The following is a 23759-nucleotide window of genomic DNA, read 5'->3' as shown; positions in this document are numbered from 1 at the left end:
TCCGCATGTTCGCGTATTCGACCCGTAACCAGATCCAGAACTGGTGGTGGACCGCTTCTCCGGCGGCCCACTGACTACGCGTACGCAAGACTTCGCGAAGGCCGCCCGAGGGGCGGCCTTCGGCGTTTCCGGGGTCGTTCCTCCCTTACCAGCCCGATGAGGCAGAGGAACCATGGACCTGACCCAGTTGCTCCACGACAACCGCCCCTTCGCCCTGCTCCGCCGCCGCACGCCCGGCCACGACGAGAACACGGTGGAGGTCCTGATCGGTCCGGTCACCGCCCACGACCGGCTCGCCGACCTGCCCGGCGAGGGACTGGCCCTCGTGCCGTACCGGCAGATCCGGGAGCGCGGGTTCGACGTGCGGGACGACGGGACGCCGCTGCTGGTGCTGACACCGACGGTGGTGGGTCACATTCCACTGGACGAGGCCCTGGCGGCCCTGCCGTCCCACGACGTCCACGTCCGGGCCGGCGGCTTCGACGTCGACGACGACGAGTACGCGGAGATCGTCGGCCGGGTGCTGCGCGAGGAGATCGGGCGGGGCGAGGGCGCGAACTTCGTGATCCGGCGGACGTACGAGGGCGAGATGCCCGGGTTCGGACGCGCCGACGCCCTCGCTCTCTTCCGGCGGCTGCTGGAGGGCGAGCGGGGCGCGTACTGGACGTTCGTCGTCCACACCGGGGACCGGACGCTGGTCGGGGCCAGTCCGGAGGTGCACGTCCGGATGTCCGGCGGCACGGTCGTCATGAACCCGATCAGCGGCACGTACCGCTACCCCGCCGAGGGCCCCACCCCCGAGCACCTCCTCGGCTTCCTCGCCGACGGCAAGGAGATCGAGGAGCTGTCGATGGTCGTCGACGAGGAGCTCAAGATGATGTGCACGGTCGGGGACATGGGGGGTGTGGTCGTCGGGCCCCGGCTGATGGAGATGGCGCACCTCGCGCACACCGAGTACGAGCTGCGCGGGAGGTCCTCGCTGGACGTGCGGGAGGTCCTGAAGGAGACGATGTTCGCGGCGACCGTCACGGGCTCGCCGGTGCAGAACGCCTGCCGGGTGATCGAGCGGCACGAGGTCGGGGGGCGTGGCTACTACGCCGGTGCGCTGGCGCTGCTGGGGCGTGATTCCGGCGGGGCCCAGACCCTCGACTCCCCCATCCTCATCCGCACCGCCGACATCGACGCGCGGGGGCGGCTGCGCGTCCCCGTCGGCGCCACGCTGGTGCGCGGTTCGGACCCGGTGAGCGAGGTCGCGGAGACGCACGCGAAGGCGGCGGGGGTGCTGGCGGCCCTGGGCGTACGACCGGCACGGCCGCGGGCGGAGGGGGCCCGGCCCCGGCTGGCCGACGACCCCCGGGTGCGGGCCGCGCTGGACGGGCGCCGGGCCGCGCTGGCGCCGTTCTGGCTGCGGATGCAGGAGCGGACCGGGGAGCTGACCGGGCACGCGCTGGTGGTGGACGGTGAGGACACGTTCACGGCGATGCTCGCGCATGTGCTGCGCGCGGGCGGGCTGGACGTCACCGTCCGGCGGTACGACGAGCCGGGGCTGCGGGCGGCGGTGCACGCGCACGAGGGGCCGGTCGTGCTCGGCCCGGGACCCGGCGACCCGGGTGACCTGGACGATCCGAAGATGCGGTTCCTGCGGGAGCTGACGGCGACGGTGATCCGGGAACACCGGTACGGGGTGCTGGGGGTCTGCCTCGGGCACGAGCTGGTCGCGGCCGAGCTGGGGCTGGAGATCGTCCGCAAGGAGGTCCCCTACCAGGGGGCGCAGACGACGGTGGACCTGTTCGGGCGTCCGGAGACCGTCGGCTTCTACAACAGCTTCGTGGCGCGCTGCGACGACGACGCGGCGCGGGAGCTGGCGGCGCACGGGGTGGAGGTGAGCCGGGCGGCGAACGGCGAGGTGCACGCGCTGCGGGGTCCCGGGTTCGCCGGGGTCCAGTTCCATCCCGAGTCGGTTCTCACACTGAACGGGGCGGTGATCGTGCGGGAGTTGGTGGGGCAGCTGCGCGGCACCGGAACAGTTCAGGCTTGACGCAGTTCCCGGCGACCCTCCGGTGCCTCCGCGCGCCGTCACCGTGACCGTGATGGCGCGTGGAGGTCCGTACAACCGCGCGTGCGGGCGGCGGAGCCGTCAGCCGAAGAACACCCCGACCTCTTCGTACAGCTTCGGGTCCACGGTCTTCAGCTTGGCCGTGGCCTCCGCGATCGGGACCCGGACGATGTCGGTACCGCGCAGGGCGACCATCTTGCCGAAGTCGCCGTCGCGGACGGCGTCGATGGCGTGCAGGCCGAAGCGGGTGGCGAGCCAGCGGTCGAAGGCGCTCGGGGTGCCGCCGCGCTGGATGTGCCCGAGGACGGTGGTGCGGGCCTCCTTGCCGGTGCGCTTCTCGATCTCCTTGGCGAGCCACTCGCCGACCCCGGAGAGCCGGACGTGCCCGAAGGAGTCCAGCGACTCGTCCTTGAGGACCGCCTCGCCGTCCTTGGGCATGGCGCCTTCGGCGATGACCACGATCGGGGCGTACGACGCCTTGAAGCGGGAGGTGATCCAGGCGCACACCTGGTCCACGTCGAAGCGCTGCTCGGGGATGAGGATGACGTTGGCGCCGCCGGCGAGGCCGGAGTGGATGGCGATCCAGCCGGCGTGCCGTCCCATCACCTCGCAGACCAGGACCCGCATATGGGACTCGGCGGTGGTGTGCAGCCGGTCGATGGCCTCTGTCGCGATGCCGACGGCGGTGTCGAAGCCGAAGGTGTAGTCGGTGGCGGACAGGTCGTTGTCGATGGTCTTCGGGACGCCGACGACGGGCACGCCGTACTCGTCGGTGAGGCGTGCGGCGACTCCGAGGGTGTCCTCGCCGCCGATCGCGATGAGCGCCTCGACCTCCAGTTTGGCGAGGTTGTCCTTGATCCGGCGGATGCCGTTCTCCTGCTTGAACGGATTGGTGCGCGAGGAGCCGAGGATGGTGCCGCCGCGGGGCAGGATGCCGCGCACGGCGGGGATGTCGAGGCGGACGGTGTCGCCTTCGAGGGGTCCGCGCCAGCCGTCCCGGAAGCCGACGAAGTCGTAGCCGTACTCCTGCACGCCCTTGCGGACGATGCCCCGGATGACGGCGTTGAGCCCGGGGCAGTCGCCGCCTCCGGTCAGTACTCCGACCCGCATGGAAATGTCCCTTCGCCGCGGTTGCCTGGTGAGGCTCACGCTAGTGGTGATCCAGGTCACACAGGGATGGGCGGGACAGGCAATTCCGGTGAATTGGTGGGCGGTTGGTTTACTTGCCGTCAAGCGCGAAGATCACATCACCTGTGGATCATTCGTCGTCGAGGCCGCGCTCTATGGCATAACGGACCAGTTCCACCCTGTTGTGCAGCTGGAGTTTGCCGAGGGTGTTCTGGACGTGGTTCTGGACCGTGCGGTGCGAGATGACCAGGCGTTCGGCGATCTGCTTGTAGCTCAGCCCCTTGGCCACCAGGCGCAGCACCTCGGTCTCGCGGTCGGTGAGCCGGGGCGCGTCCGGCCCCTCGGCGTCCGCGGCCGGGGCCGGTTCGGAGGCCAGGCGGCGGTACTCGCCGAGGACCAGTCCGGCGAGGCCGGGCGTGAACACCGGGTCGCCGACGGCGGTACGGCGGACCGCGTCCAGCAACTCCTCCGTCGAGGCGGACTTCAGCAGATAGCCGGTGGCGCCGGACTTCACCGCCTCCAGGACGTCGGCGTGCTCCCCGCTCGCGGAGAGGACCAGGACCCGCAACGCCGGATTGTGGCCGACGAGTTCCTTGCAGACCTGGACGCCGGGCTTGGCGGGCAGGTTGAGGTCCAGGACGAGGACGTCGGGCGCGGCGGCCTTGGCACGGCGCACCGCCTGGTCGCCGTCCCCCGCGGTGGCGACCACCTCGAAACCGGACTCGGCCAGGTCCCGGGCGACCGCGTCGCGCCACATGGGGTGGTCGTCGACCACCATGACCTTGATGCTCATCGCCGCTCCGCCTTCCCCGGGGAGACCTTCGGTACCGTCAACTCCACTTCCGTGCCCTGCCCGGGGACCGAGACCAGCTCGGCGCTGCCGCCGAGGTCGCGCAGCCGCCCCCGGATCGACTGGGCCACCCCGAGCCGCCCCTCCCCCTCGGCCTGGGCGAGCCGCCCCTCCGGGATGCCGGGGCCGTCGTCCCGCACGGTCACCACGATCTCGCCGGGCTCGTCCTCGACCAGGATCCAGGCCCGCGCCTGCTCGCCCGCGTGCCTGCGCACATTGTCCAGGGCGGCGCCGACGGCGGCGGCCAGCTCACGCGCGGCCCCCGGCGGCAGCTCCACCGGGGCGCCCGGCTCGGCCAGGCTGACCCGGGACCCGGCGTACGGCGCGAGCAGGACGCGCAGATCGACGGGGCCGGAGTCCGCCGGCTCGTCCTCGACCAGGCGTACGAGTGCCCCCTGCGCCGCGTCCTCCGAGGCCCGCGAGGGCGGCACCAGGCCCCCGGAGACCAGAGTGCGCAGTGCCACCTCCTGCTCGCCCGCCATCCGCCCCAGTTCGGCCGCCTCGCCGCCGAGGAGCACACTGCGCCGCTGCACCATGGCCAGCACCTGGAGCACGCCGTCGTGGATGTCCCGGGCCAGCCGCTCCCGTTCCCGGGTCGCCGCCTCGATCTCCAGGGCGCGGGCGAGGGTGCGCTCGGAGGCGCGGGCGACCTCGACGACGTACCCGATGGCGATGGAGGCGACCCAGACCAGGATCACGTTGTGCACGGTGTCGCGGGCCGGGTGGCCGCGCTCGACCAGGTTGGCGACGGCGACCGGCGTGGAGGCGAAGGCGGCCCACCGCCAGCCGCCCTTGATGGCGTAGGCGAGGACCGAACCGGCGGTCCATATCGACGGCAGGGTCGGTCCGCCGCGGTCGATGTGGCCCTGGGTGACCACCCAGGGCGTCAGGACGATGCCGGTGATCGCGATCGCGAGGTCGACGGCGAGGAAGCGCTTGGTGCAGGCAGCCGCGCTCTGCACACGGGGCAGGGTCGCCAGCGTCCAGACGGTCAGGAGGGCGAAGTAGGCGATGGCGACGCCGGGGCGGTCGTAGTCCTCGTAGGCGGAGGCGAACAGGCCGATCGCGTACAGCAGGGTCAGTACGCGGTAGCCGGTGAGCGCACGCCACAGGGGCTGCTCGACCGACATGCGGATGACGCGTTCCCGCTTGGCCATGACCCCGGTCCCCCCTGTCCCCCTGCCGCGGGCCTACGACCCGGCGGTCTTCTTCTCGGCCTTCTCGGCCTTGGCGGCCTCGGCGATCTGCCGCTTGGCGGCGGTCGCGTAGATGTCGACGTACTCCTGGCCGGAGAGCTTCATGATCTCGTACATGACCTCGTCGGTCACCGCGCGCAGCACGAACCGGTCGTGCTCCATGCCCTGGTAACGGCTGAAGTCCAGGGCCTTGCCGATCCGGATGCCCGGCCGCATCAGCTTGGGCATCACCTGCCCCGGCGGCTGGATCTTCTCCGTGTCGATCATGGCGACCGGGATCACCGGGGCGCCGGTCGCGAGCGCCACGCGCGCGAGGCCGCCGGGCTTGCCCCGGTAGAGACGGCCGTCGGGCGAGCGGGTGCCCTCCGGATAGATACCGAACAGCTCACCGCGCTCCAGCACGTCTATGCCGCTCTTGACCGCCGCCTCACCGGCACCGCGCGCACCGGAGCGGTCCACCGGGAGCTGGCCGACGCCCTTGAAGAAGGCGGCCGTCAGCCGGCCCTTCACACCGGGCGTGGTGAAGTACTCGGCCTTCGCGATGAAGGTGACCTTGCGGTCCAGCACCGCGGGCAGGAAGAACGAGTCCGAGAAGGACAGGTGGTTACTCGCCAGGATCGCCGGGCCCTCGGCCGGGACGTTCTCCAGGCCCTCCACCCAGGGTCTGAAGGTGACCTTGAGCGGTCCCCCGATAGCGACCTTCATCGCGCCGTACAACAACCGAGTGCCTCCTGTTTCCGTCGATCAGACCTTAACCCGGAGCGCCGGGAATGAGCCCGACGACCCTGGTCGGTGTCAGTGCCGTCGCGTACGGTGAAACACAACTGGAGTCGTCGTTCGTGCCCCTTCCAGTTCCCGCCCTCTCATGAATTGGAGACCGAAGGTGCCGGTTCTCCCCGGAGCCGAGCCGTACCGCCATGACGGCGGGGAGGTCGGTGTCCTCCTCTGTCACGGTTTCACCGGTTCGCCTCAGTCGCTGCGCCCCTGGGCGGAGCACCTTGCGGCACACGGCCTGTCCGTGTCCCTGCCCCTGCTGCCCGGGCATGGCACCCGCTGGGAGGACATGGCGGTCACCGGCTGGCAGGACTGGTACGCGGAGGTGGACCGCGAGCTGCGGCTGCTGCGGGAGCGCTGCTCCCGGGTGTTCGTGGCGGGCCTGTCCATGGGCGGCACGCTGGCGCTGCGGCTGGCCGCGAAGAACGGTGCGGGTGTGGACGGTGTGGTGGTCGTCAACCCGGCGAACAAGGTGCACGGCCTTTCGGCGTACGCCCTTCCGGTGGCCCGGCATCTGGTGCGCACGGCCCCCGGTATCGCCAGCGACATCGCCAAGCCGGGCGCCGCGGAGGTGGGGTACGACCGGGTGCCGCTGCACTGCGCGCATTCCCTGCGGAACTTCTTCCGCAAGGTGGACGGCGAGCTTCCGCAGGTGACCCAGCCGCTGCTGCTCCTGCGCAGCGCCCAGGACCATGTGGTTCCGGCGGTCGATTCCGCCCGGATCCTGAGCCGGGTGTCCTCCACAGACGTAACGGAGGTCGTGCTGGAACAGAGTTACCACGTGGCGACGTTGGACCACGACGCGGACCGGATCCTCGAGGAGAGCCTCGCCTTCATCGGCCGGCTCGCACCCAGTGTCGGCAAGGAAGGGACGGCCGCAGTTGGCTGAGCACGACTCCGACCGCGAGGACCGCGAGCCGGACGAGAAGGGAGTGCCCTTCGACGAGGAGGCCGCCTGGGCGGCGATCGTCGCGGGGTACGGCGAGGAGCCGCCGGACCCGCCGGGCGCGAAGCCCTACAAGCCGGTGGAGGATCTGGCGCTGCCGGCGACCGAAGAGGACGAGACCGACACCGATGCGGGGGCGGCCGAGGAGCAGCGGCCCGCGAAGCCGCTGGGCAGCTCCATCTCCTTCGCGCCCGGGGTGGGCGGACCGCGTGACTACACGGCGCCGGAGCCGTCCGAGGACGACTTCGACGATGACGACGAGGGGCACTTCGTGCCGCCCGAGCCGCCGCCGCTGCCGACCGCCGACGCCACGGCCAAGTTCGCCTGGCTGGGCGTGGTGGGCGGACCGGTCCTGCTGCTGCTCGCGGTGCTGCTCGGCTGGGACATGACCTGGTGGCTGGCGACGCTGGGCATCGGCGGGTTCCTCGGCGGGTTCGTCACGCTGGTGACCCGTATGAAGACGGATGACGACGAGGACGGCGACCCCGGGCGGGGTGCCGTCGTCTGACCGATCAGCTCCCGCCCGAGGGCCCGTCCGGAGTCGCTCCGGACGGGCTCTCGCGTTTCCGGGCACGGCCCCCGTCCCGAAAGGGAACTCGATTCCGCCGAGCGGCGAAGGAGAGGTGAACCAACAAGCCCAAGCCTTCGAGGCGTTCGGACGAACGAGAGGAGCCCCGATGACCGTCGGACCGGGCGTCGGTACCCGCGCGGAGGATCGCGGGGAGAGTGACGCCTGCGTGATCGAGCGGTCCCGGGACGAGCCCGAAGCATTCGCCGCGCTCTACGACCGCCATGCCGACGCCGTGCACCGTTACGCGGCGAGACGGCTCGGTCCAGAGGCGGCGGAGGACCTGATGGCGGAGACCTTCGTCACCGCCTTCCAGAAACGCAAGACCTACGACCTCACGCGTGCCGACGCCCGTCCGTGGCTGTTCGGCATCGCGACCAACCTCGTGGGCCGGCATCGCCGGGCCGAGGCACGCCGCTTCAAGGCGCTCGCCCAGGTCCCGGCGCCGGTCGAGCACGAGGAACCGGTCGCGGATCGCGCGGTCGCCAGGGCCGGTGCCACGGGGGTGCGTCGGGACCTGGCGGCCGCGCTGGCCGGGCTGTCGGCCCGGCATCGCGATGTGGTGCTCCTGGTGGCCTGGGGCGACCTCGACTACGAGGAGGTGGCCCTGGCGCTGGGAGTGCCGGTCGGCACGGTCAGATCGCGGCTGCACCGGGCCCGCAGCAGATTGCGCGAAGCACTGGGCGGCACCGATCCGACGGCTTTCCGAGAGGCAGACGCCCATGCGTGACATCGACGAACTGCGCGAACTGAGGGACTTCGACACGGGGGCTCCCCCGCTCGACGACGAGACCAGACGGCGGGTGCGGGCCCGCCTGCTCACGGCGGTCAACGAGCCTGCCGTGCGCGTACGGCCCCACCGCCCCCTCCTGCGTATCGCCCTGTCCGGCGCGCTCGCCGCCGTGGTCGCCGGCGCCGTACTGGTCGCCGTCGGGGACGACCACGGCCCCCGCACGCACCACACGGCGGAGCCGCCGGCGACCAGTGCGCCCGCGATGCGGAACGTGAGCGCGCAGACGGTCCTGAAGGGGGCCGCCGCCTATGCGCGCGAGCACGAGCGGACGGCCAGCCCGCGCGACGACCAGTTCATCTACACCAAGGAGATCATCAAGGAGACCGACCAGAAGACCGGTGTCACGAAGAGCTATGTCGACGAGAACTGGCGGTCGGTGGACGGCTCCAAGCGGTCCTGGGTCATGGAGATCGGAAAGGGCTGGTGGACGCCGCCGCTGAAGGCCGACGAGCGTATCTGGCCGCCTCGGGACTGGGGAACGCTGCGGAAACTGCCGACCGACCCGAAGCGGCTGATCCTGTCGATCACGGACTGGTACGGCGGCCGGGCCGCCTCCCTCGACGACCTGAACGATGTGGAGTGGTCGAACGTCCACTTCAGCCTGGCCGGGCTGCTGGAGCTGGTCCCGGTGATGCCGGAAGGACTGCGTCCGGCGGCGTACGAGGCGCTCGGCATGGTGCCGGGTGTGAAGGTGGTGCCGGGTCAGAAGGACGCGAAGGGGCGTACCGGCGTGGCCATCACGTACGACGACCCGACGCTCCCGAAGGGTTCGGTGGGCTTCGGCGGCTACTTCATCTTCGACCCCGTGACGTACGAGTTCCTCGGCTTCCGCGACGTACGCACCTCGGGCGACGGCGCGGCCATGAAGACGTACACCCAGCTCTCGTATCTCGACAGCTGGGCCGTCGTGGACAGGGTGAAGCAGCGGCCGTAGGGCGCTAGGAGGCGGCGGGGACCCTGAGGGCGGCCAGGACCGGGAGATGGTCCGTGGCCGCCCTCAGGTCCGCGTCGGTGATGCCGGGGAGGTCCGTCGGTACGCCGCAGCCGAGCACCTCGATGCCCTTCGTCGCGAAGATAGCGTCGATGCGCTGGTGGGGGGCGGTGGACCAGGAGGTGAACTCGCCGCCCCAGGGCGCGGTGGTACGGCAGTCCTGGAGGGTGTCGGCCAGGCGGCGGAAGGTGCGGCCGTCGGGGCGGTCGTTGAGGTCGCCGCCCGCGATGGCGTGCTCCACGCCCAGGCCGGCGAGCCGGTCGAGGAGCATGCCGCCCTGCTCGTAGCGCTCGTCCTGCTGCAGGCTGAGGTGGAAGCTGGTGACGCCGAGGCGGGCGCCGCCGAAGCGGACGGTCGCTGTCGCGAAGCCGCGGCGGTGCAGGCCGGGGGTGAGCGGGAGCAGGACGTCCTCGGTGTGCTCGACAGTGGCACGGAGGTCGCAGAGGATCGCCGGGCCCGCCGCGGTGGCGCCTCCGGTGAGGATCACCAGGTCCGCGGCCGAGGCCAGGCGGGCGAGCTTCTTGCGCCAGCGGAAGAAGCGGGGGGCTTCCTGGACGAGGACCAGGTCGGGGGCGCAGGCCCTGATGACCCGGGCGAGAGCGTCGGTGTCGTCCCGCATGGAGCGGATGTTGTAGCCGAGGACGCGGATGACGGCGGAACCGTCGGGCTCTGTGTGGGAGTTGGGGAGCGGCGCCATGTGGATCAACTGTACGCGGCAGAGGAAACGGCCGCGCGCCCAATGGCTCGGGGCGCGAGGTCTGTGCGCGACCGCCGGTGCGTTGCGGCTGGCCGCGCCCGCGCGGCGGTAGCCGCAAGTCGACTACCGCCCCGCGCCCCTCAAAGGCAGGTGGGGCCAGTGGGCCGCATTTACATGATCGGGTCGGGTTCCCGTGCCAGGTCGGCCGCGCCCACCAGGCCCGCCTCGTTGCCCAGCTGGGCGGCGATGACCTCGGCGACCGGGCGCCAGTTGCCGCCGACCAGCCAGCGCTTGTAGGACTTGCGGATCGGGTCCAGGACCAGTTCACCCTCGTCGGAGAGGCCACCGCCGACGATGAAGGCGGAGGGGTCGAAGAGGGAGGCCAGGTCGGCGAGGCCGGCGCCGGCCCAGCGGGCGAGCTCCCGGTAGGAGTCGACGGCCACCGGGTCGCCCTGGCGGGCGGCCATGGAGATGTGCTTGCCCTCGATGCCGTCGGGGCTGCCGTCGCCGAGGCCGAGCAGGATCTCGGCGGCCTCGGGGGTGGCGTTGGCGCGCTGCTTGGCGTAGCGGACGAGGGCGCGGCCGGAGGCGTACTGCTCCCAGCAGCCCTGCGAGCCGCAGCCGCACAGCAGCCCGTCCGGGACCATCCGGATGTGACCGAACTCGGCGGCGACGCCGAAGTGCCCGCGGCGCAGCTTGTTGCCGATGATGATGCCGCCGCCGAGGCCGGTGCCGAGGGTGATGCAGATGACGTTGCGGTGGCCCTTGCCGGCGCCGAACTTGTACTCGCCCCAGGCGGCGGCGTTGGCGTCGTTCTCCACGACCACGGGGAGGCCGACGCGGGCCTCGACCTTCTCCTTCAGCGGCTCCTGGCGCCAGTCGATGTTGGGCGCGAAGTAGACCGTGGAGCGCTGCCGGTTCACGTAACCGGCCGCGCCGATGCCCACGCCGACGATCTCGTGCCCGGCGCGGGCGCCCTCTACGGCGGAAGCAATGGCGTCCACGATGCCCTCGGCCGTGCCCGGGGTCGGCACCTTGTGGGTCGAGAGGATGTTGCCTTCCTCATCGACCACGCCGGCCGCGATCTTCGTGCCGCCGATGTCGACGCCGATGGTGAGTCCCATGAATCCCTCAGTTCCGGTCGAACCCCGCTACGGCCAACCGTACCCGAGGCCCTGCCGTCGGGTTCCCGTCGTCCGCCCGGAGGGCGGGCCGGGCGGCGTCTGGTGCGTGCAGCTGCAAGGCGGAGGAGGGAGTCAACGCGCAGCGATGGGGAAACCGACGACAACGCCGCCGGGGGAACCCGCGGGCTGGGTCTTCAGGGGGCTGTCAGTCGAGATCGATGCGTTCGCCGGGGCCGGGGTCGTCGCCCTTGTCGTGGGTGCCGGAGGTCCAGCGGGTCTCCTGGTGCTGGACCGCCGAGCGGTAGGCCGCGAGGAGTTCGCTGCCGGCGGCGGCCAGGTGGTCGAAGACGTCCGGGTTGCGCTCTATGACGGGGTCGACGGCGTTCTTCGCCTGCTGTACGACCTGCCGGACCACCTGCTGGGCGGCGGGGCCCGCGACCGCCCCGAGGAGGGGGGTCTGCAGGCCGGAAAGCTTGTCGGCGACGGCGTCGACGAGCTTGCGCAGTTCCTCGGCGGCCGATCCTGGGGTCGGCCCGTACTCGGAGCGGCGGCGGGCCTTCTCCCGCGCCAGGTCCTCGGCACAGGCCGTGGCCCAGGCGTCGTCGTCGGTCGCCCGTACCTCGTCCGCTTCCTCGGAGGCGTCGGCTGTGGGGCGCTCTTCGCTCATGACGGACTCCTGACTACAATTCGTCTCTACGACGTTACCCGAACGGGCGTACCGGTTTCACCGTCAGCGCGGCCACAGATCGGGGTCGGGCGCGAAGCGGAGCCGCAGCTCGCCGTCGCGCAGGGCGGCCCCGGCGACGGTGCAGCGGCGCAGGGCCGACGGCAGGGCGACGATGCGGCGGAAGCCGCCGACGGTGATCACGACCTCGTCGCCGCGCCGGACGAGGTCGAGGCCGTCCCGTATCGCGCCGGGCAGCGGGATGTGCCAGACCAGGACGCCGTCCGCCTCGATACGGTCGGCGACGGGCCACTCGACCGGGGCGGTCACGGTGTTGACGCCGGGCACGGCGAGCGCGGCGAGGTCGTCGGTGCCGCGCGGGTCGTGGCCGAGGTGGGGAACAGGGGTGACGTCGAACGCCTCTCCCCACTCCGCGAGGGCCTTGCGCTGCTGGGCGACGAGGTTGTGCAGGGGCATGCCCTCGGGCAGCACCCGGTTGGCGACCAGGGTGTCGGCGCGCAGGCCGCGCAGGGCGAGGCCGAGGCGGGCGGTGCGGACGGCGTCGGCACCGGCCGGACCGGGTTCGGCGACCAGGCGTACGGAGGTGCGGCGGTCGGCGAGCACGGCCTCCACGGCGGCCAGCTCGACGTCCCAGCGGGCTGCCGTCTCGTACAGCCAGTCGGCGGGCATGGGGACGCCTGCGAGGCGGCCGAGGACGGGGCGCAGGGCGCGGGCCGCCTGCCGCTCGGGCGGGAGCAGCCGGCGCAGATAGCGGCGCAGCTCCTCGGGGAGGGCGAGCAGGGCGAGGGCCGGGGAGACCGGCGGGAGGTCCACGACGAGCAGCTCGTAGCGCTCGGAGAGGGCGGCGTCGCGCAGGGCGCGGAGGAAGGAGAGTTCCTCGGCGCCGGGGAGCGGGGTGAGCTCCTCGGCGTCCAGACGGGAGGCGCCGAGAAGGTCGAGGACGTTCGCGGCACGGGTCTGGAAGGCGGTGAGGTCCTCACGGAAGCGGGCGGCCGCGTCGGGGCGCCAGGCGGTGAGGGTGTCGGTGACGGGGGTCGGCTCCGGTCCTGTCGCCGTGCCCAGGGCGGCGCCGAGGGTGTCCGCGCGGTCGGCGCTGAGTACGAGGGTGGGGGTGTCCTCGCCTGCGGCGCGCAGGGCGGTGGCCGCGGCGACGGTCGTACGGCCGCTGCCGCCGGGGCCGGTGATCAGGATGGTGCGCATGAGGGTGAACCGTAACGGACGTCCAGGTGAGCCCTCGCTGTGGCTGGCCTGGGGGGCACTTACCGGCGTCGGCAGGGTGCCGCTGCGCCCACCCGTGCCGCCTGGGGTCCTCCTCTGGGGGAGGCACGCATGCCCGCAGCTGAGTTACCCAGGGGCGCGGGGAACTGCGCGACCAGCCCCCACCCACCCGCAGCCGAACGACTACTCGCCCGACTCCACGCGCTTCTTCAAGCCCGCCAGCGCCCGGTCGATGATGACCTTCTCGGCCTTGCGCTTGATCATCCCCAGCATCGGGATCTTCACGTCCACCGTCAGCGAGTACGTGACCTCGGTCGCCCCCGCCCCGGCCGGCTTCAGCAGGTACGACCCGTCCAGCGACCGCAGCATCTGCGACTTCACCAGCGTCCAGGAGACCTCGTTGTCACCGGTCCACGTGTAGCCCAGCGTCTGGTCGTCCTTGATCGCACCGGCGTCCATGACCAGACGGACCTGCTCGGCCCGGCCCTTGGCGTCGGTCTTCAGCACCTCCGCCTCCTTCACCTCACCGGTCCAGTCCGGGTACCGGGCGAAGTCGGCGATCACCGCCATGACGTCGGCCGGGGCCGCCTCGATCGTGATGCTCGAGCTGGTGTGTTCCGCCATCGCCGTGGCTCCTCCAGATGCGGGCCGGTAAGAACAAACGCCCACCGTGCGCGGGCGTGCGCACGCGTGTGCAGCGTGAAGGCTACCGCGCGTCCGACCAGCCGACTTCACCCCCTCGTCCGGGGCTGTCACCATTCCAGCACCCAGGGCCGCCCGGTACCGGCGAAGTGCCCGACGTTCACGCACTCGGTGGCCCCGATCCGCATGCGCTTCACCAGCGGCTGGTGGACATGTCCGAAGAGCGAATAACGCGGCCTGGTACGCCGGATGGCGTCCAGCAGCGCCCGGCTCCCCCGCTCGAAACGGCGCGCCACCGTGTCGTACACCAGCTCCGGCACCTCCGGCGGGATGTGCGTGCACAGCACGTCGACCTCGCCGAGCGCCTCGATCTTCGCCGCGTACTCCTCGTCGGAGATCTCGTACGGGGTCCGCATCGGCGTCCGCAGCCCGCCGCCGACGAACCCGAACACCCGTCCCCCGATCTCCACCCGCTCGCCGTCCAGGAACCTCGTTCCGGGTCCCGCGTACTCCGGCCACAGCGGCGGCATGTCGACATTGCCGTAGGTGGCGTACGTCGGCGTCGGGAACGCCGCGAACGTCTCGGCGTACTGCTTGCGCACCGCCTTCTCTATCGCGGTCGCCCGGTCGACCCCGATCCCGCCCCACAGCCGGGCTCCCAGCTCCCGCGCCTCCTCGAAGCGGCGGGCGGTGCGGAGTTCGACGAGCCGGTCGGCGTTCTCGACGCCGAACAGGTCGGGGAAGATGCCGCGGGAGTGGTCGGCGTAGTCGAGGAAGAGGACGAGGTCGCCGAGACAGATCAGGGCGTCGGCGCCGTCGCCGGCTCTGGCCAGGTCACGGGTGTTGCCGTGCACGTCGCTGACCACGTGGACGCGGGTCCTTCGGGGGCCGGTGGGTGTGGCTGCCATGGTGATCAAGCGTAGGTCGGGCAATGCACTTGTGAACAGGCGGTGGGCGGACCTGCGGTTACTGGTCAGTCACTAAAGCGGTGGACTACCGTACGCGAAGGAACACCAACCTGTGTGACGCACCGAACATCTCGCCGGGACCCCCTGTCGAAGAAGCCATACCGGCGGGTAACGTCCGGGCAGTCCAGTCGTGCTCAGGATTTCAACCAACGGATCATGTGGCCCGTGGGTGAGGCCTGAGCACCTGCCCGAGCCTTGGACCGCACCGTCGCATCGCACAACGTCGTGGCGTCGGCGCCCTATGAGGAGCAGCAGTCTTGCGCGAGTTCAGCCTTCCGGCTTTGTACGAGGTCCCCGCGGACGGCAATCTGACCGACATCGTCCGCAGAAACGCCGCGCAGCATCCCGACGTAGCCGTCATGGCCCGCAAGGTCGGGGGTGTGTGGCAGGACGTGACCGCCACCACCTTCCTGGCCGAGGTGCACGCGGCCGCCAAGGGCCTCATCGCCTCCGGCATCCAGCCGGGCGACCGGGTCGGCCTGATGTCCCGCACCCGCTACGAGTGGACGCTCCTCGACTTCGCGATCTGGAGCGCCGGCGCGGTCACCGTACCGGTGTACGAGACCAGCTCGCCGGAGCAGGTGCAGTGGATCCTCGGCGACTCCGGCGCGACCGCCTGCATCGTCGAACTCGACAACCACACGGCCACCGTCGAGTCGGTGCGTGAGACGCTGCCCGCCCTCAAGCACGTCTGGCAGATCGAGGCCGGCGGCCTGGAGGAGCTGGGCCGGCTCGGCCAGGGCGTCACCGACGCCACGGTGGACGAGCGCAGCTCGCAGGCGAGAGCCGACGATCCGGCGACCATCGTCTACACCTCGGGTACGACGGGCCGCCCCAAGGGCTGTGTCCTCACCCACCGCAGCTTCTTCGCCGAGTGCGGCAACATCGTCGAGCGCCTGCGCCCGTTGTTCCGCACCGGTGAGTGTTCGGTCCTGCTCTTCCTCCCGCTCGCGCACGTCTTCGGCCGGCTGGTCCAGATCGCCCCGATGATGGCGCCGATCAAGCTGGGCTGCGTCCCGGACATCAAGAACCTCACCGACGAACTGGCCGCGTTCCGGCCGACGCTGATCCTCGGCGTCCCGCGCGTGTTCGAGAAGGTCTACAACTCGGCGCGTGCCAAGGCGCAGGCGGACGGCAAGGGCAAGATCTTCGACAAGGCCGCGGACACCGCGATCACGTACAGCAAGGCGCTGGACACCCCGGCGGGCCCGTCCCTCGGCCTGAAGATCAAGTACCGGACCTTCGACAAGCTGGTCTACAGCAAGCTGCGCGCGGTGCTCGGCGGCAAGGGCGAGTACGCCATCTCCGGCGGTGCCCCGCTGGGCGAACGCCTCGGCCACTTCTTCCGCGGCATCGGCTTCACGGTCCTGGAGGGCTACGGCCTGACCGAGTCCTGTGCGGCGACCGCGTTCAACCCCTGGGACCGGCAGAAGATCGGCACGGTCGGGCAGCCGCTGCCGGGCTCGGTCATCCGGATCGCGGACGACGGCGAGGTACTGCTGCACGGCGAGCACCTGTTCAAGGGCTACTGGAACAACGAGGCCGCGACCGCCGACGCGCTGGCCGACGGCTGGTTCCACACGGGTGACATCGGCACCCTCGACGAGGACGGCTACCTCAGGATCACCGGCCGCAAGAAGGAGATCATCGTCACCGCGGGCGGCAAGAACGTCGCCCCGGCCGTGATCGAGGACCGGATCCGCGCGCACGCGCTGGTCGCGGAGTGCATGGTGGTGGGCGACGGGCGGCCGTTCGTGGGCGCGCTGGTCACCATCGACGAGGAGTTCCTGGGCCGTTGGGCGGCCGACCACGGCAAGCCGGCGGGTGCCACCGCGGCGTCGCTGCGCGACGACCCGGATCTGATCGCGGCGATCCAGGCCGCTGTCGACGACGGCAACGCCGCGGTGTCGAAGGCGGAATCGGTGCGGAAGTTCCGCATTCTGTCCTCCCAGTTCTCGGAGGATTCGGGCCACCTGACGCCGTCCCTGAAGCTCAAGCGCAACGTGGTGGCGAAGGACTACGCGGACGAGATCGAGGCCATCTACGCGAAGTAGTACGGCCCTCGGCTCACATGTCCTCGGCGAGAACCCGTTCCATCGTCCGCTCGGCGAGCGCGGTGATGGTCACGAACGGGTTCACACCGATGTTCCCGGGGACCAGTGAGCCGTCCGTGACGTACAGCTTCGAATACCCCTTCACCCGGCCGTAGTCGTCGGTCGCCTGGCCCAGCACACAGCCGCCCAGCGGGTGGTAGCAGAAGTCGTCGGCGAACACCTTGCTGGACGAGCCGAACAGGTCGTACCGGTAGATCGTCGCGTTGGCCGCGTTGATCCGGTCGAAGAGCTTCTTGGCCATGGCGACCGAGACCGCGCTCTGGGCGGCGGTCCAGCCCAGCTTCACCCCGTCGCTCGCGGAGTCGTAGGTGAACGAGGCCCGTTGGGGGTTCTTGGTGATCGCCAGATAGAGGCTCACCCAGGTCTCGAACCCGATGGGCAGCGGGGCGATCTCCGCGAAGACCGGGTTGTCGGTGTTGGCCCAGTCGTCGATGCCCATGACCGGCATGGTCGCCTGGTTGGCCCCGGTGGTGTCCCAGATGTGGTTGGCGCGCCCGAGCATGGTGTTGCCGTTGGTGCTCCATCCGGCGCCCACACTGGAGTTGAGGGCGGGCAGCGCACCGGTGTCCCGGGCCCGGACGAGCAGTTCGGTGGTCCCGAGACTGCCGCCTCCCAGGAACAGGTAGGTACAGCTGTACTGCTTGCTCTCCACGACGGCCCCGCTCGTGTCGATCCGGTCCACGCTCAGCAGGTACGACCCGTCGCTCGCCCGCGTGACCGCCTTGACCTTCTCCATGGTGTGGATGGTGACGTTGCCGGTGCCGAGGGCGGCGGCCAGATAGGTCTTGTCGAGGCTCTTCTTGCCAAAGTTGTTGCCGTAGATGACCTCCTGGGCGAGCGCGGACTTGGTGGCGGTTCCGGCGGCCTCCTGCTGCATGTACCCGAAGTCGTAGACGTTGGGCACGAAGGTGGTCGTGAGCCCGGTGTTGGCGGCGGCCTTCCGCGAGGTCCGGGTGAACTGGTACCACTCGGTCGACTCGAACCAGGTGGCGTCGACGGTGTTGACGCCGAGCATGGTGCGGGCGCGCGGGAAGTACGTGTTGTACATCGCGCTCGCGTCCACGGTCGGGAACTGCTCGGTGAAGTACGACTGGCGCGGGGTGACCGCCATCCCCCCGTTGACCAGCGACCCGCCGCCCACACCGCGCCCCACGTACACGGACATGTTGTCGTAGTGCACCCGGTCGAGCACTCCCGGATAGGCGGTGATGTCCTTGTTGACGACGTCCAGCCAGAGGAAGGTGGCGAGCGGCGCCTCGGTCCGGGTCTTGAACCACATGGACCGCTTGTCCGGGGCGGCGGTGGAACAGAAGATCTTGCCGTCGGAGCCGGCCGTGTTCCACAGCTGGCCCATCTCGATCATGAGGGTCTGTACGCCCGCCTGGCCGAGCCGGAGCGCGGCCACGGCCCCGCCGTAGCCCGAACCGACCACGATCGCGGGCGCGTTGTCGACGGCTGCGGCCTCCTCGGCGGCCTGCGCCGACTGGAGCCCGATACGGGTGAGACCGGCCGCGGCGGCGGTCTGGAGGGCGATCATGCCCAGGATATGACGTCTCGTCAGCTGACGCTGCATCAGTTTTGCTGTCATGCGCGCAGCATGTGCGGATTTTCCGGTTCCGCCTAGGGGTACGGCGACGTTTGCCGCAAGCCCTTGAAACAGACTTTTACAGGAGCTCCTTGAGCCTCTCCGCGAGAAGGTCCCACCGCCACTTCTCCTCCACCCACTGCCGCCCCCGCTCCCCCATCCGCCGCCGCAACTCCGCGTCCCCCAGCAGCACGACGATCCGCTCGGCGGCCTCCTCGGCCGACCCGCCCCGCACGACCCACCCGGTCTCCCCGTCCAGCACCGCGTCCGGCGCGCCCCCGGAGTCCCCCGCCACCACCGGCAACCCGGTCGCCGAGGCCTCCAGGTACACGATCCCGAGCCCCTCCACGTCCAGCCCGCCCCGCCGGGTCCGGCAGGGCATCGCGAACACGTCCCCCGCACCGAAGTGCGCGGGCAGCTCGGCCCAGGGCACGGCCCCCGTGAACCGCACGGACGCCTCCACCCCGGTCTCCCGCGCGAGCCGCCTCAGATCACCCTCGTACGGCCCGCCGCCCACGATCAGCAGCACCGCGTCCGGCTCGGCGGCCAGGATCAGCGGCATCGCGAGGATCAGCGTGTCCTGCCCCTTGCGCGGCACCAGCCGCGACACGCACACGACCACCGGCCGGTCGGTGAGTCCGAGGCGCGCCCGCACCCCATCGCCCCCCGACCCGGGATGGAACGTCTTCTCGTCCACCCCCGGCGGCAGCTGCACCATCCGCCCCGCCGCCTCCGCACCGAGCGCGCCGGCGATCCGGGACCGCGTGTACTCGCCGAGATAGGTGATCGTGTCGGTCGCGTCCCCGATCCGCCGGAGCAGCTGCCGCGCGGCGGGCAGCTGGGCCCAGCCGGCCTCGTGCCCGTGGGTGGTGGCGACCAGCCGCTCGGCGCCCGCCTTCCGCAGCGCCGGCGCCATCAGCCCCAGCGGAGCCGCCGCCCCGAACCATACGGACGTGCACCCGTGCTCCCGCAGCAGCCCGACCGCCGTCCGGGTCGCCCCCGGCGTCGGCAGCAGCATCGTCGTACGATCGCGCACGACGGTGAAGGGCTGCTCCGCGTCGAACTCGGCGGTCGCCTCGACGCCCTCCCGGCTCCGCTTCCACGTGGACGCGTAGACGACCAGCCGCTCGGGGTCCAGGCGCAGCGCCATATTGTGGAGGAAGGCCTGGATGCCGCCCGGCCTGGGCGGGAAGTCGTTCGTCACGATGAGGGTCTTGTGCATCGCCGCAGACCTTACCCGCACAGTGTGTTCGGCCGTGCTTCATGGCCGCCGCACAGGGCGACGGGGGATCATGTGGCCCACTCGACACAGCACGCCGACGGACAGGGGCTCAAGTGGACAGGACGGGCGTGAAGCGTGCCCTGGCGTTGCTGCTGGTCATCTGGGGAGCCAGCCGGCTGGTGCTGCTGCTGTTCGTCCTGAAGGTGTTCGTGTTCCCGGGCGCGGACGTCACGACCGACGTGTCGGTGATCTACCAGGGCTGGTACGAGGTGCTGCGCCACGGAACGTTCCCCCTGGACGACGTCACCTGGCAGTACCCGCCCGCAGCGGCCCTGGCGATCCTCTCCCCCGGGCTGCTGCCCTTCCTGGACTATCCGACCGCCTTCTTCGTCCTGGCCTTCCTCGCCGACCTGGCGGTCCTGGTCCTCCTCCTCTACACGGGCCTGCGCCCCGGCCGCACCCTGCGCGGCGCCTGGGTCTGGGTGCTCGGCGTGCCGCTCCTCGGCCCGACCGTCTACGCCCGCTACGACCTGATGGTCACCGCGGTCGCGGTCGCCGCGCTGCTCGCCGGGGCCAGACATCCGAGGATCATGGGCGCCCTGGTGGGCTTCGGCGCGATGGTCAAGGTGTGGCCGGCCCTGCTCCTTGTGGGTGCCGTACGGCGGCGGGCCTGGGTGTCGGCGGCGGTCACCGCGGGTGCGGTCGGCGGGCTGTTCGCGGTGGCCATGCCCGGTGCGTTCTCCTTCCTGACGTTCCAGCGGGACCGGGGCACCGAGGTGGAGTCGCTCGGCGCGCTGGTCTTCCACATCGCCCGGCACTACGGCTGGCACGGCCAGGTACTGCTCAACTACGGGTCGATCGAATTCCTGGGCCCGCATGTGAAGGCGGTGAGCACGGCGGCCCTGCTGCTGACCGTGCTCGCCTTCGGCTGGCTGCTGCTGTGGCGGCTGTCGGCGGTCCGCTTCCGGAACCACACGCTCGCGGACGCCGCCTTCACCGCCGTACTGATGTTCACGGTCACCAGCCGGGTGATCAGCCCGCAGTACATGGTGTGGCTGGTGGGCCTGGCCGCCGTCTGCCTGTGCTTCCGGGCCGGCCGGATGACCGTGCCGGCGGTGCTGGTCGTGCTGGCTTCCTTCGTGACGGTCCTGGAGTTCCCGGCCGGCTTCGCGCACGTGGTCGCGAGCGACTGGTACGGCGTCACGCTGCTGCTCCTGCGCAACGGCCTGCTGGTCGCGGCGACGGTCACGGCGGCCCGGGCGCTGTGGCGCTCCACCGCGGCCGACGATCCCGTCGCCCCGTTCCCCCCTCAGGCCGCCCGGGCCAAGGAGAACTCGGTCTCCTCCTGAGCCCGGGACAGCAGCACCACGACAGCCGCGCACTGCACGCCCATCCCCAGAACCAGGGCCGGACAGATCCCGGGCAGCCCTGGCCCGGACAGGGTGTGGGCGATTGCCGGCCGCGACCAGCCGCGTGATCGCCGGACCGAGAAGGGGCGGTCGGAGCTGCTCGACCGGCTGCGCGCGCCCAAGCAGGCCGAGATCACCGACCACGTCCGCTTCAACACGGTCCTGGCCTTCCTGCGCCACCTCCCCGACCCCGCGGCGCAGGCGGCCGTGCTGCGGCCGCGGATCGACTTCCTGGAGGCACCGTCGGGCTTCTTCTACCGGGACGGCGAGCCGGTGCGGGCGGCGGAGAGCAGGGATCTCTTCCGGGAGGGGATACGGCGGGTCGCACGGGCGACCGGCACCGCCGAGCGGGCCTGGCGGAAGGAGGCGATCGAGCGGCTGGCTCAGCCGCCGAGCTGATCCGGCAGATACTCCCGCCAGCGCTCGGTGAAGTCCGTCAGGGTGGTGCCGAGTTCCTTCCGGAGGGCGTCCTCCACCGCGCCGGCCCGCTCCTTGTGCGCGCCGACGGCCCGGTAGAAGGCGCCGAGCCGTTCCTCGCCCCAGTGGGCGGCGATCATCCGGCAGGCCAGCCAGCCGCCCTCGTAGGCCTGGGCCAGCTTGGTGGGGTCGTCGGTGAAGCCGAAGTCCTTGTCCGCCGGAAGGCCGGCCGGGACCTCTCCGCCCTGGACGGCGCGGGCGAGTTCGGGGGCCGCCTCGGTCGGGGTGCGGCCGGTGTGGAGATAGCCGATCCAGTCGGCGTACCCCTCGGAGAGCCAGAGGGGGGTGGCGGGCGTGGTGCGGGCGCGGGTCGCCACATGGGTCGTCTCGTGCGTCAGCACGACCTGTCTGCCCACCTGGCCCAGGACCGCGTACGCCTCCGGGTTGAGGATGACCCGGTCCGCCGGGGTCGTGCCGGAGCCGCCCGCCTCTCCCGTGGTGACGGCCGCGATGCCCTGGTAGTTGGAGGCGGGGGCGCCGAGCAGGCCCGCCATGCCGTTCAGCGACTTCGGCACGAGCAGTACGACCCGGCGGGTCCAGTCCGTGCCCCAGACCGCGGAGACCGCGGGGACGGCGGTGTCGGCGAGACGGGCGTAGCCGCGCAGCGCCTCCTCGGACTGGCCGACGCCGAGGACGAGACTGTGGGCGCCCTTGACGGCCGTCACCTCGCCCTGGTCCCAGAGCTGCTGTCCGGCCTTCTTGGCGGGCTTGTCGTACGTGACGTACCACTGGCCGTCTGCGGTGCGGTCCAGGGTGAGCATGCGGTCCGTCGTGACCGGCGCCTTGTCGTAGCCGCGGATCCGGTAGCGGAGCTGGGCGTCGACGGTGGCCCCGGCGCCGTCCCGGTGCACGGCGGTGACCCGGTAGCGCCACTCGGCGAGCGGTACGGCCCGCAGGTCGGCGTACGAGCTCCGGGTGCCCGTCCGCCCGTACGCCGTCTCGTCATGGCCGAGGACCGCGGCCGAGCGCCGGTCCAGGACCTGCTGCACCTCGTTCACCGCCGTCGCGGTCGGCGACTGTCCGCCGCCGCATCCGGTCAGCGGCAGGAGCAGCAGACACAGCCCCACCGCTCCTGAACGCCACACCCGCCTACGACCAGCCACTTTCCGATCGTACGGGTCAGGGCCCGAAAGTCAGGGCCGGGTGACCGAGGAGACGGGCATCATCCCGACCGGGTCGTAGCGGACCGGGGCGCCCGGGTAGGGGGCGTGGATGACCTGGCCGTGGCCGACGTACATGGCGACATGGCTGGCGTCGGAGCGGTAGACGACCAGGTCACCGGGGCGCGCCTGGGAGAGCGGGACCTGGTGGCCGGCGTAGCGCTGCTCCTGCGAGGTGCGCGGGAGGTGGATCCCGGCGTGTGCGTAGGCCCACTGCATCAGGCCCGAGCAGTCGAAGCCGGAGGGGCCGCTCGCGCCCCAGACGTAGGGCTTGCCGAGGGCGGCGCGGGCGGCGGCGATCGCGACGGCGGCTCGGCCGTCCGGGGGAACGACGCCGGAGAGGTCGGGCAGGTCGTCGCGGCCGTCGCCCCGGGAGGCGTGCTCGAAGGCGGCGCGGTCGGCGGCGGACATCGTGTCGAGCAGGTGCTGGGCCGCGGCGAGCTTCCGCTCCACGGTGACCTTGTGGGTGGCGACCGCCTTGCGGCTGCGCTCCAGTTCGGCGAGCTTGCCGGCGGCCTCGGAGCGCTCCTGGGCGAGTTCGCGCAGCGCCGCCTGGAGCTCCCTCAGCTGCCCGGCCCGGCGGACGTCGATACGGTCGAGGAGGGACGCCTTGGCGAGGTAGTCCTCGGGGTCGTCGGAGAACAGCAGGGCCACGGTGGGGTCGAGGCCGCCGGAGCGGTACTGGGCTCCGGCCAGCGAACCGAGCGCCTCCCGCATGGTGTTGATGCGCTGCTGCTGACGGGCGATCAGGTCCTGGGCGTCGTTCACCTCGCGGCGCAGCGCGACGGCCCGCTCGTCGGCCTTGTCGTAGGCCTGGGTGGCCTCCTCGGCCTGCTGGTACAGCCGGTCGACCTCGGCGCGGGAGTCCCCGTGCGGGGCGGCGTTCGCCGGTACGGCGCCGAGCGCGGCGGCCGCGGCCGACAGCACGCAGACGGCGGCACCGGCGCCCCGGTCGAACCCGGACGGCACAGGGCGGCGATGGGACCCCACAGGAAGCCGCACTCCTTCGATCGTCGGACGCCGACGGTCTCCCCCGGTACAGGGGGAAACGCGCCAGACATTGACGCCCTCCTCTGCCCAGGGCGGAGGATTCCGGTCCGCACCGCTCAACGGCGCCACCGCGGGTTCCTGCTTCACAGGCCGCCGCCGACCCATG

At 71.5% G+C, this 23759-nt stretch carries 22 protein-coding genes and 1 pseudogene; 9 read left to right on the top strand and 14 right to left on the bottom strand.

Annotated features, from left to right (window positions below):
- The first annotated feature begins 5 nt into the window (after nucleotides 1–5).
- Both EDD90_RS59160 and EDD90_RS39270 read left to right on the top strand, forming a co-directional pair.
- Nucleotides 6–74, top strand: a complete 69-nt coding sequence (locus EDD90_RS59160; protein ID WP_385675671.1) for a trp operon leader peptide — start codon at nucleotides 6–8, stop codon at nucleotides 72–74.
- Between the two features lie 98 nt (nucleotides 75–172).
- A complete protein-coding gene (locus EDD90_RS39270; protein WP_123977851.1) occupies nucleotides 173–2038 on the top strand; it encodes an anthranilate synthase family protein in 1866 nt (621 codons plus the stop codon).
- A 99-nt stretch (nucleotides 2039–2137) separates the two neighbouring features.
- Here the strand turns inward: EDD90_RS39270 and EDD90_RS39265 are convergent, their stop codons facing one another.
- The 4 genes from EDD90_RS39265 to EDD90_RS39250 all read right to left on the bottom strand — a co-directional run bounded on the left by EDD90_RS39265 (nucleotide 2138) and on the right by EDD90_RS39250 (nucleotide 5935).
- The gene (locus EDD90_RS39265) at nucleotides 2138–3166 is read right to left on the bottom strand and encodes a 6-phosphofructokinase (protein ID WP_123977850.1); all 1029 of its coding nucleotides are present in this window, start codon (nucleotides 3164–3166) and stop codon (nucleotides 2138–2140) included.
- A gap of 148 nt (nucleotides 3167–3314) precedes the next feature.
- Nucleotides 3315–3977: a response regulator transcription factor gene (locus EDD90_RS39260; RefSeq protein WP_123977849.1), complete on the bottom strand. Its 663-nt coding sequence runs from the start codon at nucleotides 3975–3977 to the stop codon at nucleotides 3315–3317.
- Nucleotides 3974–5191 (bottom strand): MacS family sensor histidine kinase, encoded by a 1218-nt coding sequence (macS, locus tag EDD90_RS39255; protein WP_123977848.1) that lies wholly within the window; start codon nucleotides 5189–5191, stop codon nucleotides 3974–3976. Before macS ends, EDD90_RS39260 begins: the two co-directional genes overlap by 4 nt.
- A gap of 33 nt (nucleotides 5192–5224) precedes the next feature.
- On the bottom strand, nucleotides 5225–5935 hold the full coding sequence (locus EDD90_RS39250; RefSeq protein WP_260328419.1) for a 1-acyl-sn-glycerol-3-phosphate acyltransferase: 711 nt from the start codon (nucleotides 5933–5935) through the stop codon (nucleotides 5225–5227).
- A gap of 178 nt (nucleotides 5936–6113) precedes the next feature.
- Between EDD90_RS39250 and EDD90_RS39245 the strand changes: the two genes are divergently transcribed.
- The 4 genes from EDD90_RS39245 (at nucleotide 6114) to EDD90_RS39230 (ending at nucleotide 9245) form a co-directional block, all read left to right on the top strand.
- Nucleotides 6114–6893: a carboxylesterase gene (locus EDD90_RS39245; protein ID WP_123977846.1), complete on the top strand. Its 780-nt coding sequence runs from the start codon at nucleotides 6114–6116 to the stop codon at nucleotides 6891–6893.
- On the top strand, nucleotides 6886–7458 hold the full coding sequence (locus tag EDD90_RS39240) for a hypothetical protein (protein WP_123977845.1): 573 nt from the start codon (nucleotides 6886–6888) through the stop codon (nucleotides 7456–7458). Before EDD90_RS39245 ends, EDD90_RS39240 begins: the two co-directional genes overlap by 8 nt.
- A gap of 169 nt (nucleotides 7459–7627) precedes the next feature.
- A complete protein-coding gene (locus EDD90_RS39235; RefSeq protein ID WP_123977844.1) occupies nucleotides 7628–8248 on the top strand; it encodes an RNA polymerase sigma factor in 621 nt (206 codons plus the stop codon).
- Nucleotides 8241–9245 carry a CU044_5270 family protein gene (locus EDD90_RS39230; protein WP_123977843.1) on the top strand — a complete coding sequence of 335 codons (1005 nt, stop codon included), beginning with the start codon at nucleotides 8241–8243 and terminating at the stop codon, nucleotides 9243–9245. Before EDD90_RS39235 ends, EDD90_RS39230 begins: the two co-directional genes overlap by 8 nt.
- Before the next feature lie 4 nt (nucleotides 9246–9249).
- On the opposite strand, the gene EDD90_RS39225 is transcribed toward EDD90_RS39230, so the two are convergent.
- The 6 genes from EDD90_RS39225 to EDD90_RS39200 form a co-directional block, all read right to left on the bottom strand.
- Nucleotides 9250–9999 carry an endonuclease/exonuclease/phosphatase family protein gene (locus EDD90_RS39225; RefSeq protein WP_123977842.1) on the bottom strand — a complete coding sequence of 250 codons (750 nt, stop codon included), beginning with the start codon at nucleotides 9997–9999 and terminating at the stop codon, nucleotides 9250–9252.
- A gap of 170 nt (nucleotides 10000–10169) precedes the next feature.
- Nucleotides 10170–11123 carry an ROK family glucokinase gene (locus EDD90_RS39220; RefSeq protein WP_123977841.1) on the bottom strand — a complete coding sequence of 318 codons (954 nt, stop codon included), beginning with the start codon at nucleotides 11121–11123 and terminating at the stop codon, nucleotides 10170–10172.
- 205 nt (nucleotides 11124–11328) lie between these two features.
- Nucleotides 11329–11790: a DUF5304 domain-containing protein gene (locus EDD90_RS39215; RefSeq protein WP_123977840.1), complete on the bottom strand. Its 462-nt coding sequence runs from the start codon at nucleotides 11788–11790 to the stop codon at nucleotides 11329–11331.
- A gap of 63 nt (nucleotides 11791–11853) precedes the next feature.
- Nucleotides 11854–13008: an ArsA family ATPase gene (locus EDD90_RS39210; protein WP_123977839.1), complete on the bottom strand. Its 1155-nt coding sequence runs from the start codon at nucleotides 13006–13008 to the stop codon at nucleotides 11854–11856.
- A gap of 201 nt (nucleotides 13009–13209) precedes the next feature.
- Complete coding sequence (locus EDD90_RS39205) at nucleotides 13210–13650, bottom strand: SRPBCC family protein (protein ID WP_123977838.1); 441 nt, start codon at nucleotides 13648–13650, stop codon at nucleotides 13210–13212.
- Nucleotides 13651–13778: 128 nt separating this feature from the next.
- Entirely contained in the window at nucleotides 13779–14576 is a 798-nt protein-coding gene (locus tag EDD90_RS39200; RefSeq protein WP_123977837.1) for a metallophosphoesterase, read from the bottom strand.
- A gap of 317 nt (nucleotides 14577–14893) precedes the next feature.
- Here EDD90_RS39200 and EDD90_RS39195 point away from each other — a divergent pair, with 317 nt between their 5' ends.
- Complete coding sequence (locus tag EDD90_RS39195; protein ID WP_123977836.1) at nucleotides 14894–16690, top strand: long-chain fatty acid--CoA ligase; 1797 nt, start codon at nucleotides 14894–14896, stop codon at nucleotides 16688–16690.
- A gap of 13 nt (nucleotides 16691–16703) precedes the next feature.
- Here EDD90_RS39195 and EDD90_RS39190 read toward each other — a convergent pair whose 3' ends face one another.
- The gene (locus EDD90_RS39190) at nucleotides 16704–18287 is read right to left on the bottom strand and encodes a GMC oxidoreductase (RefSeq protein ID WP_123982108.1); all 1584 of its coding nucleotides are present in this window, start codon (nucleotides 18285–18287) and stop codon (nucleotides 16704–16706) included.
- Between the two features lie 127 nt (nucleotides 18288–18414).
- Nucleotides 18415–19557, bottom strand: coding sequence for a glycosyltransferase family 4 protein (locus tag EDD90_RS39185; protein ID WP_123977835.1), 1143 nt, complete (start codon nucleotides 19555–19557; stop codon nucleotides 18415–18417).
- Nucleotides 19558–19670: 113 nt separating this feature from the next.
- Here EDD90_RS39185 and EDD90_RS39180 point away from each other — a divergent pair, with 113 nt between their 5' ends.
- Together EDD90_RS39180 and EDD90_RS39175 are read left to right on the top strand one after the other, a co-directional pair.
- Complete coding sequence (locus EDD90_RS39180; protein WP_185149389.1) at nucleotides 19671–20906, top strand: glycosyltransferase family 87 protein; 1236 nt, start codon at nucleotides 19671–19673, stop codon at nucleotides 20904–20906.
- Between the two features lie 135 nt (nucleotides 20907–21041).
- Nucleotides 21042–21365, top strand: a pseudogene (locus EDD90_RS39175) (PadR family transcriptional regulator); the annotation flags it as partial.
- Here EDD90_RS39175 and EDD90_RS39170 read toward each other — a convergent pair.
- Nucleotides 21350–22546 carry a hypothetical protein gene (locus tag EDD90_RS39170; RefSeq protein ID WP_185149388.1) on the bottom strand — a complete coding sequence of 399 codons (1197 nt, stop codon included), beginning with the start codon at nucleotides 22544–22546 and terminating at the stop codon, nucleotides 21350–21352. The pseudogene EDD90_RS39175 and the gene EDD90_RS39170 sit on opposite strands and share 16 nt — an antisense overlap.
- A gap of 30 nt (nucleotides 22547–22576) precedes the next feature.
- Complete coding sequence (locus EDD90_RS39165) at nucleotides 22577–23593, bottom strand: C40 family peptidase (RefSeq protein ID WP_123977833.1); 1017 nt, start codon at nucleotides 23591–23593, stop codon at nucleotides 22577–22579.
- Nucleotides 23594–23759: the final 166 nt, after the last annotated feature.

It is taken from the genome of Streptomyces sp. Ag109_O5-1 (assembly GCF_003814875.1).
Classification (GTDB): Bacteria; Actinomycetota; Actinomycetes; order Streptomycetales; family Streptomycetaceae; genus Streptomyces; species Streptomyces sasae.
This window is presented reverse-complemented; position numbering and strand designations above follow the sequence as displayed.

What these genes read in the sequence shown, in the direction of transcription:
- EDD90_RS39270 (WP_123977851.1), top strand. Translation starts at nt 173, where the DNA reads ATGGACCTGACCCAGTTGCTCCACGACAACCGCCCCTTCGCCCTGCTC.
- EDD90_RS39265 (WP_123977850.1), bottom strand. Translation starts at nt 3,166, where the DNA reads ATGCGGGTCGGAGTACTGACCGGAGGCGGCGACTGCCCCGGGCTCAAC.
- EDD90_RS39260 (WP_123977849.1), bottom strand. Translation starts at nt 3,977, where the DNA reads ATGAGCATCAAGGTCATGGTGGTCGACGACCACCCCATGTGGCGCGAC.
- macS (WP_123977848.1), bottom strand. Translation starts at nt 5,191, where the DNA reads ATGGCCAAGCGGGAACGCGTCATCCGCATGTCGGTCGAGCAGCCCCTG.
- EDD90_RS39250 (WP_260328419.1), bottom strand. Translation starts at nt 5,935, where the DNA reads ATGAAGGTCGCTATCGGGGGACCGCTCAAGGTCACCTTCAGACCCTGG.
- EDD90_RS39235 (WP_123977844.1), top strand. Translation starts at nt 7,628, where the DNA reads ATGACCGTCGGACCGGGCGTCGGTACCCGCGCGGAGGATCGCGGGGAG.
- EDD90_RS39230 (WP_123977843.1), top strand. Translation starts at nt 8,241, where the DNA reads ATGCGTGACATCGACGAACTGCGCGAACTGAGGGACTTCGACACGGGG.
- EDD90_RS39225 (WP_123977842.1), bottom strand. Translation starts at nt 9,999, where the DNA reads ATGGCGCCGCTCCCCAACTCCCACACAGAGCCCGACGGTTCCGCCGTC.
- EDD90_RS39220 (WP_123977841.1), bottom strand. Translation starts at nt 11,123, where the DNA reads ATGGGACTCACCATCGGCGTCGACATCGGCGGCACGAAGATCGCGGCC.
- EDD90_RS39215 (WP_123977840.1), bottom strand. Translation starts at nt 11,790, where the DNA reads ATGAGCGAAGAGCGCCCCACAGCCGACGCCTCCGAGGAAGCGGACGAG.
- EDD90_RS39210 (WP_123977839.1), bottom strand. Translation starts at nt 13,008, where the DNA reads ATGCGCACCATCCTGATCACCGGCCCCGGCGGCAGCGGCCGTACGACC.
- EDD90_RS39205 (WP_123977838.1), bottom strand. Translation starts at nt 13,650, where the DNA reads ATGGCGGAACACACCAGCTCGAGCATCACGATCGAGGCGGCCCCGGCC.
- EDD90_RS39200 (WP_123977837.1), bottom strand. Translation starts at nt 14,576, where the DNA reads ATGGCAGCCACACCCACCGGCCCCCGAAGGACCCGCGTCCACGTGGTC.
- EDD90_RS39190 (WP_123982108.1), bottom strand. Translation starts at nt 18,287, where the DNA reads ATGATCGCCCTCCAGACCGCCGCCGCGGCCGGTCTCACCCGTATCGGG.
- EDD90_RS39185 (WP_123977835.1), bottom strand. Translation starts at nt 19,557, where the DNA reads ATGCACAAGACCCTCATCGTGACGAACGACTTCCCGCCCAGGCCGGGC.